The following is a 13687-nucleotide window of genomic DNA, read 5'->3' as shown; positions in this document are numbered from 1 at the left end:
GGTGGCCGGCGACAAGCAGGCGGAGACGACGAACGTGCCCGCCGAGGCGCGCGAGAAGCACGTGCGGCTCGCTGAGCAGATCGAGGAACACCGCTTCCGGTACTACGTGAAGGACGCCCCCGTCATCAGCGACGCGGACTTCGACCGGCTGCTGCGTTCCCTGGAGGCGCTGGAGGAGGAGCACCCGGAGCTGCGCACCCCGGACTCGCCGACCCAGAAGGTCGCCGGTTCCTACGAGACGGAGTTCACCTCCGTCGAGCACCGCTCGCGCATGCTCTCGCTGGACAACACCTTCAACGACGACGAACTCGCCGCCTGGACCGAGCGCATCGCCAGGGAGCTGGGCGAGCAGGAGTACCACTTCCTGTGCGAGCTGAAGGTCGACGGACTGGCCGTCAACCTCACCTACGAGCGCGGCCGGCTCGTCCGCGCGGCCACCCGCGGCGACGGCCGCACCGGCGAGGACATCACGCCCAACGTCCGCACCATCGCCGAGATCCCCGAGCGCCTGACGGGCGACGAGGTCCCCGACCTCGTGGAGGTCCGCGGCGAGGTCTACTTCCCGATGGAGAAGTTCCAGGGGCTCAACGCCCGCCTGGTCGAGGCTGGCGACAAGCCCTTCGCCAACCCCCGCAACGCGGCGGCCGGTTCGCTGCGCCAGAAGGACCCGCGCGTCACCGCCTCCCGCCCACTGCACATGGTCGTCCACGGCATCGGCGCCCTGGAGGGCTACACGGGCATGACCCGCCTCTCCCAGGCGTACGACCTCCTGGCGTCCTGGGGCCTGCCCACCTCCCCGCACAACAGGGTGGTCGACGACCTGGGCGGCGTGCGGGAGTTCATCGCGCACTACGGCGAGAACCGGCACTCGGTGGAGCACGAGATCGACGGCGTCGTCGTCAAGCTCGACGAGATCCGCCTCCAGGGACGCCTCGGCTCGACCGCGCGCGCCCCGCGCTGGGCCATCGCCTACAAGTACGCGCCCGAGGAGGTCAACACCAGGCTCGTCGACATCAAGGTGGGCGTCGGCCGCACCGGCCGCGTCACGCCGTACGCGCAGGTCGAGCCGGTCACCGTGGCGGGCAGCGAGGTGGAGTTCGCCACCCTGCACAACCAGGAGGTCGTCAAGGCCAAGGGCGTCCTCATCGGCGACACGGTGGTGCTGCGCAAGGCCGGTGACGTGATCCCCGAGATCCTCGGGCCGGTCGCCGACCTCAGGGACGGCAGCGAGCGGGAGTTCGTCATGCCGGCCGCGTGCCCCGAGTGCGGGACGCCGCTGAAGGCCATGAAGGAGGGCGACATCGACCTCCGGTGCCCCAACGCCCGGACCTGCCCCGCCCAGTTGAGGGAGCGCGTCGCCTACCTCGCCGGCCGGGAGTGCCTGGACATCGAGCACTTCGGCGGCGTCGTCGCGGCCGCGCTCACCCGGCCGCTGGAGCCGGCCGACCCGCCGCTGGTCGACGAGGGCGACCTCTTCGACCTCACCGTCGAGAAGCTGCTGCCCATCAAGGCGTACGTCCTCGACCCGGACAGCGGGCTGCCCAAGCGCGACCCCAGGACCGGCGAGGAGAAGGTCGTCACGGTCTTCGCCAACCAGAAGGGCGAGCCGAAGAAGAACACCCTCGCGCTGCTCAAGCACATCGAGGAGGCCAAGAGCCGCCCGCTCGCCCGCTTCCTCAACGGGCTCTCCATCCGGCACGTCGGCCCCGTCGCGGCCCAGGAGCTGGCCCGCCAGTTCCGTTCCGTCGACCGGATCGAGCAGGCCACCGAGGAGGAGCTGGCGAACACCGACGGCGTCGGTCCCGTCATCGCCGCCTCCCTCAAGGAGTGGTTCGCCGAGGACTGGCACCGCGAGATCGTCCGCAAGTGGAAGGCGGCCGGAGTTCCGCTGGAGGAGCAGTCGGCCGGCGAGGACGAGGGCCCGCGCCCGCTCGAAGGACTCACCGTCGTCGTCACCGGCACCCTGGAGAACTTCACGCGCGACGGAGCCAAGGACGCCCTGCAGAGCCGGGGCGCCAAGGTGACCGGATCGGTGTCCAGGAAGACGTCGTTCGTGGTGGTGGGTGACAACCCCGGGTCCAAGTACGACAAGGCGGTGCAACTCAAGGTGCCGGTCCTGGACGAGGACGGGTTCACCGTCCTGCTCGAGGAAGGACCCGACGCGGCCGCCGGCGCCGCGCTTTCGGCCGAGTAATAGCGGTTGAAGACCACCCGATCGGCGCATACCAGATGCATACGGGTGGCCGGGTGGCATTCGGGCAACCGTCGACGACCGGTGCCCCTGGAAGCCTTCCGCGGCCTACTGTTGTGGGGTGCACCTGCCGTGCCCAGCCGCGGTCGGGGGCATCCCCCTGCCCCAAGGAACAGGGGGAAGGGTTCTCCAACGCGGAGCCGTTGAGGGCTGTCGGGCGCAGGGCCGCGTGGCGTGGGCACCGCCGGCTGTGAGAGGGACGGGAATGGAACCGACCGAGAGCGCCGCCGCGGGCTCACGGCTGCGCCCGCGGCGCCTGGTGGGGACCTGGCACGTGGGCCGACGGCCCGGGCAGCGCGGTGGCGGCGCACGGCACCCCGCGGGGGAGGCCCCGGGTGCCGCGCCGGCGGCCACCGGCACGCCCGCGCTGTCCGGCACCGGCACCGAACGGCACGGGTCCCGGCCCGCGTTGCCCGCGGCGGTCGTGACCGCGGCCGGATTAGTCCTGGGCGCCGGCTTCTGCGGGACGTTCGCCGAGGGCCGCGCCCTCTTCCCGTCCGGCACCGCCGGCTGGTCCCTCGCCGTGCTGACCGGCATCGTCGTCGGCCACCTGGTCATGCTCGGCCGTTCCCGCTGGTGGGGCGGCACCGGCTCGGGCGCCGCCCTCACCCTCTCCGTCCTGCTGCTCTACGGCTGGGTTCCGGCCGGCCTGGTCAGCCTCGCCGTCGTCGTCCTGGTCGGCGTGGCCCGCCGGGGCCGCTGGCGGCAGGGCGTCCTGCACGGCGCGGTGGACATCCTCGGCATCGCCGCGGGCGCCCTGCTGCTGGGCGTCTGCGGCTCCGTACCGTCCGTCGAGCAGCCCTGGGACCCGAACACGTGGGGGGTGTACGCGGTCCCCGAGGTGGTGCTCGTCGCCGTCGCCTACCTCGCCGTCACCCGTGGTCTGCTGTGGTACCTGCACACGCCGCGCGCGGGACTGGCCACCGTCGCCCGCACCACCCTGGTCAGACACGGCCTGGTGGCCGTCGCGCTGCTCGGCATCGCACCGCTGGTCTGCGTGGTCGCCGTCGCCAAGCCGCTGCTGCTGCCGCTGTTCTCCATCCCGCTGATCGCCCTCGACTCCACGCTGTGGATCGCCCGGGCCCGGGCGGAGGAGCAGTTGCGCGACCCGCTGACCGGACTGCCCAACCGGCAGTGGCTGCTGGAGCGGACCTGGGCCGCGCTGGACGACGCCGAACGGGTCGGCGCCCGCGCCGCCCTGATGCTGATCGACCTCGACCGTTTCCGGTCGGTCAACGACACCCTCGGACATCTCGCCGGTGACCGGCTGCTGTTGCAGACCGCCGACCGGCTGCGGCTGGCGCTGCCGCGCGGGGCGGAGGCCGCGAGGCTGGGCGGTGACGAGTTCGTCGTCCTGCTGCCGGTCGCCGACTCCACCACCTCGGCGACCCGCCTCGCCCGGGGACTCGTCGCCGCGCTCAGCTCCCCCCTCGACCTGGACGGGCTCACCCTGGTCCTGGAGGCCAGCGCCGGGGTCGCCGTCTTCCCCGACCACGCGCTGGACGCCGAGGGACTGCTGCGCCGGGCGGACGTGGCGATGTACCAGGCGAAGCGGGACCGCACGGGGGTGGAGGTCTACGAGTCCAAGCGCGACTCCAACACCCCGGACCGGCTGGGGCTGCTGGGCGATCTGCGCCGGGCCCTGGACGCCCACGAGGTCCGGCTGCACTACCAGCCCAAGGTCCGCTTCGACGGGCAGGTGGCCGGCCTGGAGGCCCTGGTCCGCTGGGTGCACCCCGAGCGCGGCAGCGTGCCGCCCGATGAGTTCATCGCCATCGCGGAGTCCTCCGGCCTGATGCCCCACCTGACGGAGTACGTGCTGGAGACGGCGCTCGGTCAGGTCGCCCGGTGGCGGGCCCAGGGCCTGTTCGTGCCGGTCGCGGTCAACGTCTCCCCGCGCGACGTGCACACCCCCGGCTTCGCCGGCTCGGTCGCCGCACGGCTGGCCCGGCACGGCGTCCCGGCGGGGGCGCTCCAGCTGGAGATCACGGAACACGTCCTGCTGGAGGACCCGCAGCGTGCCGCCGACACCCTCGCCGGACTGACCGCGCACGGCGTGAAGATGTCCCTGGACGACTTCGGCACCGGTTACTCCTCCCTGGTGCACCTGCGCCGGCTCCCGGTCAGCGAGCTCAAGATCGACCGCTCGTTCGTGGCCCGGCTGGCCGTCGACACCGAGGACGCCGAGATCGTGCGCTGCACCGTCGACCTCGCCCACTCCCTCGGCCTGCTGGTCGTCGCCGAGGGCGTCGAGGACGACGAGACCTGGGAACGACTGCGCGACCTGGGCTGCGACGCCGTACAGGGCTGGCTGGTCGCGGCGGCGATGCCGCCCGAGGAGACGACGGCGTGGCTGCGCGCCCGGGGCTCACGCGGCTGGGTCCGCCCCGCGGCGGCGCTGCCCGCGGCGGCCGCCGACGAGTGACCCGGCCCGCCCTCGGGCGCCCTGCCGGCGGAGCTCTCCCCGCGCAGGACGTCCGCCGGCGGTCCTGTGCCGGCCGCGGCACCGCCCGGCTCAGTGCGCGGTGCCCCGCGCCGCGAAGCGCCCGACCAGCAGGGCCAGCCGGCGTTCGTGGGCTCCTTCCGGCAGCCGGCCGTCGCGCGTCAGGGTCACCAGCCCGTGCAGGCAGGCCCAGTACGTCTCGGTGAGCAGCACCGGCTCGTCGCCCTCCGCCGCGAACGGCTCCACGGCCCGCAGCAGCTCGCCGAACGCCTCCTGGAGGGCCGCCGGGGCCTCGGGCGTGGCGAACGGCAGGTCGACGCGGTGCGTGAACATCGCGTCGTAGAGCGCGGGCCGCCGCCGCCCGAACGCCGTGTACGCCTCCCCGACCGCCGCCAGCCTCTCGCGCGCGCCGCCGGCCGCCGCGGCGGCCGCCCGCAGCGCGACGGTGAACTCCTCGCAGCCCCGCACCGCGACCGCCGCCACGATCGCGTCCTTGCCCTCGAAGTGGCTGTACAGGACCGGCTGGCTGTACTCGACCTCGGCGGCCAGCCGGCGGGTGGTGACCGCGTCCCAGCCCTCCGCCTCGGCCAGCTCCTGTGCGGCCGTCACGATCAGCCGCTCGCGTTCCCCTCGTTCGCGCTCCCGGCGCGTCCGGATCGTCATACCGTCATGCTAGCGACGCTAGCCATTCTGTCGACGCTCTGCTAGCTTCGCCCTTGTCCCTAGCGTTGCTAGCAAGGAGAAGCCGTGACCGTCACCGCGTACACCCTGGCCGTCGTGCTCGACCTGTTCTGCGTGTTCCTCGGCTACCGCTTCCTGTTCCGGCCCGCCTCCGCCGCCACCGGCTACGGCGCCCCGGCCGATCCGGGCGGTGACGCCGGTGCGTACCTGACGGTCAAGGGCCTGCGGGACGGCACCTTCGGTCTGGTGGGCCTGGCGCTGCTGGTCTTCGCGGGCGCCGGTGCCGAGGCGTGGTTCATGCTGTGCGTGGCCCTAGTGCCGCTCGGCGACACGCTCGTGGTGCTGCGTCACGGGGGTACGAGGGCCGTGGCCTTCGGGATCCACTTCGCCACCGCCGTCGTCGTCCTGATCAGCGCCGGCCTGCTCTTCGCGGTCTGAGCGCGTCCCCGCCGTCACGAGGGGGTCCGAAGATGTCGCTGTTCGTGATGTCGCTGGTCGTCACGGCGACCACTTCCCGGGCAGCGCGGCCCGGGATGCGCGACGCGGGGGAGTGACGTCCGGGGAAACCGTTTAACGGCCACGCGGCCCGGCCCCATAGGATTGGGGCCGAACCGATCGGCCCGAAACACACGCACTCACCCCAGAGGAACGCTGCATGCCTGGCATCACGCGCGAGGAGGTCGCCCACCTCGCCCGGCTGGCGCGTCTGGAGCTGAAGCCCGAAGAGCTCGAGCACTTCGCGGGACAGCTGGACGACATCATCGGCGCGGTCGCCCGCGTCAGCGAGGTCGCCGACCAAGACGTACCGCCGACCTCTCACCCGCTCCCGCTGACGAACGTCATGCGGCCGGACGAGGTCCGTCCGTCGCTCACGCCCGAGCAGGCGCTCTCCGGCGCCCCGGCCCAGGAGCAGCAGCGTTTCAAGGTGCCGCAGATCCTGGGGGAGGAGTAACCGCCATGAGCGACATCATCAAGCTCACCGCGGCCGAGATCGCCGCGAAGATCGCCTCCGGCGAGCTGACCGCGGTCGAGGTCACCGAGGCCCACCTGGCCCGCATCGAGGCCGTCGACGAGAAGGTGCACGCCTTCCTGCACGTCGACCGCGAGGGCGCGCTCGCCCAGGCCCGTGCCGTGGACGAGAAGCGGGCGCGCGGCGAGAAGCTCGGCCCGCTGGCCGGCGTCCCGCTCGCGCTCAAGGACATCTTCACCACCGAGGGCGTGCCCACGACCGTCGGTTCGAAGATCCTCGAGGGCTGGATCCCGCCGTACGACGCGACCGTCACCAAGCGCCTGAAGGACGCCGACGTCGTCATCCTCGGCAAGACCAACATGGACGAGTTCGCCATGGGGTCCTCCACCGAGAACAGCGCCTACGGCCCGACCGGCAACCCCTGGGACCTCACCCGGATCCCCGGCGGCTCCGGCGGCGGCTCCTCCGCGGCCCTCGCCGCCTTCCAGGCGCCGCTGGCCATCGGCACCGACACCGGCGGCTCCATCCGCCAGCCCGCGGCCGTCACCGGCACGGTCGGCGTCAAGCCCACCTACGGCGGCGTCTCCCGCTACGGCATGGTGGCCTTCTCCTCCTCCCTCGACCAGGGCGGCCCCTGCGCCCGCACGGTCCTGGACGCGGCCCTGCTGCACGAGGTGATCGCCGGGCACGACCCGATGGACTCGACCTCCATCGACGCTCCGGTCCCCGCGGTCGTCGAGGCCGCCCGCAACGGCAGTGTGCAGGGCATGCGCGTCGGCGTCGTCAAGCAGTTCCGCGGCGAGGGCTACCAGGCCGGCGTCATCCAGCGCTTCGACGAGTCCGTCGAGCTGCTGAAGGAACTGGGCGCCGAGATCGTCGAGCTGGACTGCCCGTCCTTCGACCTCGCCCTGTCGGCGTACTACCTGATCGCCCCCTCGGAGTGCTCCTCCAACCTCGCCCGCTTCGACGGCCTGCGCTACGGCGCGCGCGTCGGCGACGACGGCACGCACTCCGCGGAGGAGGTCACCTCCCTGACCCGCGAGGCCGGTTTCGGTCCCGAGGTCAAGCGCCGCATCATGCTCGGCACGTACGCCCTGAGCTCCGGCTACTACGACGCGTACTACGGCAGCGCCCAGAAGGTCCGCACCCTCATCACGCGGGACTTCGAGAAGGCCTTCGAGCAGGTCGACGTGATCGTCTCCCCGACGACCCCGACCACCGCCTTCGCGATCGGCGAGCGCGCCGACGACCCGATGGCGATGTACCTGGCCGACCTGTGCACCATCCCCACCAACCTGGCGGGCAACGCGGCCATGTCGCTGCCCTGCGGCCTCGCCCCCGAGGACAACCTGCCGGTGGGCCTGCAGATCATCGCCCCCGCCATGAAGGACGACCGGCTCTACAAGGTCGGAGCGGCCGTCGAGGCCGCCTTCGTGGAAAAGTGGGGCCACCCGCTGCTGGAGGAGGCTCCGTCGCTGTGAGCAAGCTGTCGAAGGCCAAGGGCTTCAAGAAGTCCAAGAACGGCCTGTACCTGTCCATGGCCACCACCGCGTTCGGCGCGTTCAGCGTCGCCAAGCAGGCGAAGCTCGCCCGCGCCGAGAGCGACACGCTCCGTCTGGTCGACGCCGCCGTGTCCGCCGCCGCCATCGTCACCGGCCTCGCCATCCTCTACCGCGAGCTGAAGCGGCTGGGCGACGACGACGTCCTGCTGGGCTGAGAGGGAAGTTTCACCGTGACCACCACGACCGACCTGGTGTCGTACGAGGACGCGCTGGCGTCGTACGACCCCGTCATGGGCCTCGAGGTCCATGTCGAACTCGGCACCAAGACCAAGATGTTCTGCGGCTGTTCGACGGCCCTCGGTCAGGACGCCAACACCCAGACCTGCCCGGTCTGCCTCGGCCTGCCCGGCGCGCTCCCGGTCGTCAACGCGACCGGCGTCGAGTCCGCCATCAAGATCGGCCTCGCGCTGAACTGCGAGATCGCCGAGTGGTGCCGCTTCGCCCGGAAGAACTACTTCTATCCGGACATGCCGAAGAACTTCCAGACCTCCCAGTACGACGAGCCGATCGCCTTCGACGGCTACCTCGACGTGCAGCTGGAGGACGGGGAGACCTTCCGCGTCCAGATCGAGCGCGCCCACATGGAGGAGGACACCGGCAAGTCGACGCACGTCGGCGGCGCCACCGGCCGCATCCACGGCGCGTCCCACTCCCTGCTGGACTACAACCGCGCCGGCATCCCGCTCATCGAGATCGTCACCAAGCCGATCGAGGGCGCGGGGGAGCGTGCGCCGGAGGTCGCGCGGGCGTACGTCCGTGAGCTGCGCGAGGTCATCCGCGCGCTCGGCGTGTCCGAGGCCCGGATGGAGATGGGCCAGATGCGCTGCGACGTCAACCTGTCGCTGCGCCCGCACGGCACCGAGAAGTTCGGCACCCGCAGCGAGACGAAGAACGTCAACTCGCTGCGGTCCGTGGAGCGCGCCGCCCGCTTCGAGATCCAGCGCCACGCGGCGGTCCTGAGCAGCGGCGGCACGATCGTCCAGGAGACCCGCCACTTCCACGAGGACACCGGGTCCACGACCTCGGGCCGCGTGAAGGAGGAGGCCGAGGACTACCGGTACTTCCCGGAGCCCGACCTGGTGCCGGTCGCCCCGTCCCGCGAGTGGGTCGAGGAGATCCGGTCCGCGCTGCCCGAACTGCCGCTGGTGCGCCGCAACCGGCTCCGCGAGGAGTGGGGCATCTCCGGCACCGACATGCAGGCCATCCTCAACGCCGGCGCGCTGGACCCGATCGTCGCCACGATCGACGCCGGCGCCGACGCGGCCTCCGCCCGCAAGTGGTGGATGGGCGAGCTGGCCCGCAGCGCCAACGAGTCCCAGAAGTCGCTGGACGAGCTGGCGATCACGCCACAGCAGGTGGCCCGGGTCACCGAGCTGGTCACCAAGGGCGATCTGAACGACAAGCTGGCCCGCCAGGTCATCGAGGGCGTCCTCGCCGGTGAGGGCACGCCGGACGAGGTCGTCGACAAGCGCGGCCTGAAGGTCGTCTCCGACGAGGGCGCGCTGACCGCCGCCGTCGACGAGGCCATCGCCGGCAACCCGGGCGTCGCGGACAAGATCCGCGGCGGCAAGGTGGCCGCGGCCGGTGCGCTGGTCGGCGCGGTCATGAAGGCGACCCGGGGTCAGGCGGACGCGGCCCGCGTCAAGGAGCTGATCCTGCAGAAGCTGGGCGTCGACGAGGGCTGACCGGCGAAGACGGTCGAGAGGAGGGGGCGCATCGGTTCGATGCGCCCCCTCGCTCATGGGGTCGTGCCGTCACGCGGTCAGACGCGGCGGCCCACCACGCGCGCGAAGCCCAGCGTGCGGCCCCGGTCCGTGCGCAGCATCTCCGCGCTCTCCCGGCTCATCCGCACGTGGAACTCCTCCGTGCTCTCCTCGGCGACGACGTCGCACCAGAGCAGCCACTCACGCCAGCCGTCCTCCAGCCAGTCGGCCGTCTCCACGTCCACGGCCCCGCTGCGGGTCCAGTGGCGGCGCCACCAGGCGGGACTGTGGAAGCACCAGAACGCGGGGTCCCAGTACGGCTTCATGTGCTCCGGCGGCTCGGTGCCCTCGATCTCCTCGGGCACCGACGGGACGACGACCCCGATCCGCCCGCCGGGCTTCAGCAGCCGGGTCAGCGTCGGCAGGTAGAGATCGTCGGTGCCGAAGTACTGGTACGCGTCGACGGAGACGATCGCGTCGAAGCTCTCCTGACCGAAGGGCAGGTCGTGGGCCTCGGCGAGGACCGGGAACACCCGGTCGGCGACGCCCGCCTCCGCGATGCGGCGCGCGTTGTCGTCCGGCTTGATCCACAGGTCGGCCGCGGTGACCTGGACGCCGTACTCCCTGGCCAGGAAGACCGACGTCATGGCACGTCCGCAGCCCAGGTCGAGCACGCGGGCGCCGGGGCGCAGGGTGTCGAGGCCGAGGGCCGGGGCGAGCCACTCCAGCAGCCACAGCGCGTGCGGGCCCATCGCGTTCTCGACGGTCCAGCGGGCGTCGTAGGCGCTGCTGCGGGGGTACCGGGGCAGGGTGAGGCGGTTAGCGAGGTCGTCGTGCGGGGTGTTCGATGTGATGTCCGACATCGGTGAACGGGCTCCTTGGGGCCGTGAAGAGGGAAAGGGTCTCGTCGGAGATCGGACGGACAAGCATCAAAGCACCTGCTTCGGTCGGCGGCGGGCTGCCGGGGAACGTCGGAGCGGCGGACGATAGCAGCCGGTCCCGCACCCCCGCATCCGGGTTTCCGGGCCGCGGACGTCCGGGCGGAGGACCCCGAGCAGGGCGACGAGGCCTCGTGGGAGGTGCGGCCGCCGCTCGCGGAGATGTGAACGGAGGTGTGAACAAGGACACGAAAGCGACAAACGATCAGTTGTGCCTGCAAGAGTGTCCGGTGCGTAGCTCATGCGCTCTTTGCGGGACGTTCGGTCCGTGTACGGCTGTTCCCGGTCAAAGATCCACACCTCAGTCACTCCGGGAGCGCGTTCCGTGGCAGCCCTCGCACGCTGGTGTGTCCGACGCCGGCTGATCACCGTTCTGCTCTGGCTCCTCGCCCTCGGCGGGGTCTCCGCCGGAGCCTTCGCCGCCGGCTCCGCGTACTCGAACGACTACGGCGTCCCCGGCACCGACTCCGACCGTGCCTTCCGGCTGCTCGCCTCGGGCTTCCCCGGCCTCGGCGGCGACAGCGACACGATCGTCTGGCACACCACGTCCGGCACGGTCCGCGCGGCCGACGTCGAGCAGACCATGACCCGCACCCTGGACCGCATCGCGGAGCTGCCCGGGGTGGTCTCGGTGACCAACCCGTACGACGACCCCGACTCGGATCGGATCAGCGAGAACGACCGCACGGCGTACGCCACGGTCACCTTCGGCGCCGAGGCCCAGGACATCGACGCGGCCCAGGCGCGCGCGGTCGTCGACACCGCCAGGGCCGCCGAGGCCGACGGACTCCAGGTCGAGCTGGGCGGCAGCGCCGTCGCGCTCACCGGATCCACCGGCGGCCACCTCGCCGAGGCCGTCGGCGTGGCCGTCGCCGCGGCCGTGCTGTTCCTCGCCTTCGGGTCCCTCGCCGCCTCCCTGCTGCCCATCGCCACGGCACTGGTCTCCGTCGGCACCGCCTACGCGGGCATCACCCTGCTCGGCCACCTCATGACCGTCGCCGACTTCGCGCCCATGCTGGGCACCCTCATCGGGCTCGGCGTCGGCATCGACTACGCGCTGTTCATCGTCACCCGGCACCGGCGGGGGCTGAAGCGCGGCCTGTCCGTCACCGAGGCCGCCACCCGTGCCGTCGCGACCACGGGACGCGCGGTCGTCTTCGCGGGTGCCACCGTGTGCATCGCCCTGCTCGGCATGCTGGTCCTCCGGCTCGGCTTCCTCAACGGTGTGGCCGTCGCCGCCTCGCTGACCGTCGTGCTCACCGTCGCCGCCTCCGTGACGCTGCTGCCCGCCCTGCTGTCGTACGTCGGCCCGCGCGCCCTGAGCCGCCGCGAGCGGCGCAGACTCGCCGAGCACGGGCCCGAGCCCGAGCTGCCGACCGGGCTCGCCGCCCGCTGGTCGGCGTTCGTCGAGCGCCACCCCAAGCTGCTCGGCGCCCTCGCGCTCGTCGTCGTCACGGTCCTCGCCCTGCCCACCCTCGGACTGCGCCTGGGCACCTCCGACCAGGGCAACGACCCCCGGGGCACGACCACCCGCCAGGCCTACGACCTGCTCGCCGAGGACTTCGGTCCCGGCGTGAACGGACCCCTCACCCTGGTCACCAAGGTGAGGGGCGCCGAGGACCGGCTCGCCCTGGACAACCTGGACGCCTCCCTGCGCACCACCGAGGGGATCTCCTCGGTGACGCCGGTGACGTACAACTCCGGCGGCGACACCGCGTACCTCGGCGTCGTACCCGATTCGGCGCCGCAGTCGCAGAGGACCAGCGACCTCGTCGAGCGGCTGCGCTCCGAGGTGCTGCCGCGCGCGGAGACCGGCACCTCGCTCGACGTGCACGTCGGCGGGGTGACGGCGGGCTACGACGACTTCGCCGGGGTCATCGTCGGCAAGCTGCCCCTGTTCGTCGGCGTCGTCGTCGGGCTCGGCTGCCTGCTGCTCCTGCTGGCCTTCCGCTCCGTCGGCATCCCGGTCAAGGCCGCCGCGATGAACGTCGCCGCCGTCGCCGCGTCCTTCGGCATCGTCGTCGCGGTCTTCCAGTGGGGCTGGGGCAGCGAGCTGCTCGGGCTCGGCAGCGCGGGCCCGATCGAGCCCTTCCTGCCCGTGATCATGGTCTCGGTGCTGTTCGGGCTCTCCATGGACTACCAGGTCTTCCTGGTCGGCCGCATGTACGAGGAGTGGCTGGAGACCGGCGACAACCGCCGTGCCGTCCGCGTCGGCCTCGCCGAGACCAGCCGGGTGATCAACTCCGCCGCGGTCATCATGATCTCGGTGTTCCTCGCCTTCGTGCTCAGCGGCGACCGGGTGATCGCCATGTTCGGCATCGCCCTCGCCGCCGCCGTCGCCCTGGACGCCTTCGTGCTCCGCACGCTCCTGGTGCCCGCGCTGATGCACCTGCTCGGCCGGGCCAACTGGTGGCTGCCGCGCCGGCTGGACGCCTGGCTGCCCCGCCTCAGCATCGAGCCGCCCGAGTGCCGCGCCGCCCATGAGAGGCTGGCCGCGGCGACGGACGCCGGGGTGGCGGACGTCCTGGCAGAGGAGGAACAGCAGCGCGATGTACGCGATACCACTGGGTGACGACGGAGCCGAACTGCGTCCCCTGGAGACCTGGCACGCCGAGGAGTTCCTGGCCCACCTGGACCGGGGCAGGGACTTCATCACACGGCACATCCCCTTCGGCGCCAAGGCCACCGACGTCGAGTCCGCCCGCGAACTGCTCCAGTCCTACGCCGACCGGCACGCCGCCGACAGCGGCTTCCTGCACGGGCTGTGGCTGGACGGCACGCTCGTCGGCGGGCTGCTCTTCCGCGTCTTCGACGCGGCCACCGGCGTCTGCGAGATCGGCTGCTGGCTGGAGCCCGCCGGAACGGGCCGGGGCCTCGTCACCCGCGGCGCCCGCGTCCTGATCGACTGGGCCTTCGACGAACGCGGCATGCACCGCGTGGAGTGGCACGCGTCGTCCGCGAACGCCCCCAGCGTCGCCGCCGCCCGGCGACTCGGCATGACGCGGGAGGGTGTACTGCGCGAGTCCTTCCCCTACGGGGGCGTCCGCCATGACATGGAGGTGTGGGCGGTACTGGCGCCCGAGTGGCGTGCGGCACGCGCGCGCGGCGCTCACGACGATCATTAAGGGACCTCTCAGAG

11 protein-coding genes are annotated in these 13687 nt (G+C 72.2%); 9 read left to right on the top strand and 2 right to left on the bottom strand.

Annotated features, from left to right (window positions below; translation table 11 throughout):
• Position 1 precedes the first annotated feature (1 nt).
• Positions 2-2194, top strand: coding sequence for an NAD-dependent DNA ligase LigA (ligA, locus tag JHAT_RS19045; RefSeq protein WP_077799412.1), 2193 nt, complete (start codon positions 2-4; stop codon positions 2192-2194).
• 262 nt (positions 2195-2456) lie between these two features.
• Entirely contained in the window at positions 2457-4676 is a 2220-nt protein-coding gene (locus tag JHAT_RS19040) for a bifunctional diguanylate cyclase/phosphodiesterase (RefSeq protein WP_077799411.1), read from the top strand.
• Positions 4677-4766: 90 nt separating this feature from the next.
• On the opposite strand, the gene JHAT_RS19035 is transcribed toward JHAT_RS19040, so the two are convergent.
• Positions 4767-5357: a TetR/AcrR family transcriptional regulator gene (locus tag JHAT_RS19035; protein WP_077799410.1), complete on the bottom strand. Its 591-nt coding sequence runs from the start codon at positions 5355-5357 to the stop codon at positions 4767-4769.
• 84 nt (positions 5358-5441) lie between these two features.
• On the opposite strand from JHAT_RS19035, the gene JHAT_RS19030 reads away from it, so the two are divergent.
• From JHAT_RS19030 to gatB, 5 genes are all read left to right on the top strand, one after another.
• On the top strand, positions 5442-5813 hold the full coding sequence (locus tag JHAT_RS19030; protein ID WP_077799409.1) for a DUF4267 domain-containing protein: 372 nt from the start codon (positions 5442-5444) through the stop codon (positions 5811-5813).
• 217 nt (positions 5814-6030) lie between these two features.
• Positions 6031-6327: an Asp-tRNA(Asn)/Glu-tRNA(Gln) amidotransferase subunit GatC gene (gatC, locus tag JHAT_RS19025; RefSeq protein ID WP_003973500.1), complete on the top strand. Its 297-nt coding sequence runs from the start codon at positions 6031-6033 to the stop codon at positions 6325-6327.
• Between the two features lie 5 nt (positions 6328-6332).
• The gene (gene gatA / locus JHAT_RS19020; protein WP_077799408.1) at positions 6333-7826 is read left to right on the top strand and encodes an Asp-tRNA(Asn)/Glu-tRNA(Gln) amidotransferase subunit GatA; all 1494 of its coding nucleotides are present in this window, start codon (positions 6333-6335) and stop codon (positions 7824-7826) included.
• Positions 7823-8062 (top strand): hypothetical protein, encoded by a 240-nt coding sequence (locus JHAT_RS19015; protein ID WP_043504295.1) that lies wholly within the window; start codon positions 7823-7825, stop codon positions 8060-8062. The genes gatA and JHAT_RS19015 overlap by 4 nt, the downstream gene beginning before the upstream one ends.
• A 15-nt stretch (positions 8063-8077) precedes the next feature.
• The gene (gene gatB / locus JHAT_RS19010; protein WP_077799407.1) at positions 8078-9592 is read left to right on the top strand and encodes an Asp-tRNA(Asn)/Glu-tRNA(Gln) amidotransferase subunit GatB; all 1515 of its coding nucleotides are present in this window, start codon (positions 8078-8080) and stop codon (positions 9590-9592) included.
• A 77-nt stretch (positions 9593-9669) separates the two neighbouring features.
• On the opposite strand, the gene JHAT_RS19005 is transcribed toward gatB, so the two are convergent.
• The gene (locus tag JHAT_RS19005; RefSeq protein ID WP_077799406.1) at positions 9670-10473 is read right to left on the bottom strand and encodes a cyclopropane-fatty-acyl-phospholipid synthase family protein; all 804 of its coding nucleotides are present in this window, start codon (positions 10471-10473) and stop codon (positions 9670-9672) included.
• A gap of 400 nt (positions 10474-10873) precedes the next feature.
• On the opposite strand from JHAT_RS19005, the gene JHAT_RS19000 reads away from it, so the two are divergent.
• Positions 10874-13120: an MMPL family transporter gene (locus JHAT_RS19000; RefSeq protein ID WP_077799405.1), complete on the top strand. Its 2247-nt coding sequence runs from the start codon at positions 10874-10876 to the stop codon at positions 13118-13120.
• Positions 13098-13673: a GNAT family N-acetyltransferase gene (locus JHAT_RS18995; protein WP_077799404.1), complete on the top strand. Its 576-nt coding sequence runs from the start codon at positions 13098-13100 to the stop codon at positions 13671-13673. The genes JHAT_RS19000 and JHAT_RS18995 overlap by 23 nt, the downstream gene beginning before the upstream one ends.
• Positions 13674-13687: the final 14 nt, after the last annotated feature.

This window comes from Streptomyces sp. JHA26 (assembly GCF_002005565.1).
Taxonomy (GTDB): Bacteria; Actinomycetota; Actinomycetes; order Streptomycetales; family Streptomycetaceae; genus Streptomyces.
Note: the sequence above shows the minus strand (reverse complement) of the source record. Positions and strands in the feature narration are given on the sequence as shown.

Coding starts and splice junctions, on each gene's coding strand:
- JHAT_RS19040 (WP_077799411.1), top strand. CDS start 2,457: ATGGAACCGACCGAGAGCGCCGCCGCGGGCTCACGGCTGCGCCCGCGG.
- JHAT_RS19035 (WP_077799410.1), bottom strand. CDS start 5,357: ATGACGATCCGGACGCGCCGGGAGCGCGAACGAGGGGAACGCGAGCGG.
- gatC (WP_003973500.1), top strand. CDS start 6,031: ATGCCTGGCATCACGCGCGAGGAGGTCGCCCACCTCGCCCGGCTGGCG.
- gatA (WP_077799408.1), top strand. CDS start 6,333: ATGAGCGACATCATCAAGCTCACCGCGGCCGAGATCGCCGCGAAGATC.
- JHAT_RS19005 (WP_077799406.1), bottom strand. CDS start 10,473: ATGTCGGACATCACATCGAACACCCCGCACGACGACCTCGCTAACCGC.
- JHAT_RS18995 (WP_077799404.1), top strand. CDS start 13,098: ATGTACGCGATACCACTGGGTGACGACGGAGCCGAACTGCGTCCCCTG.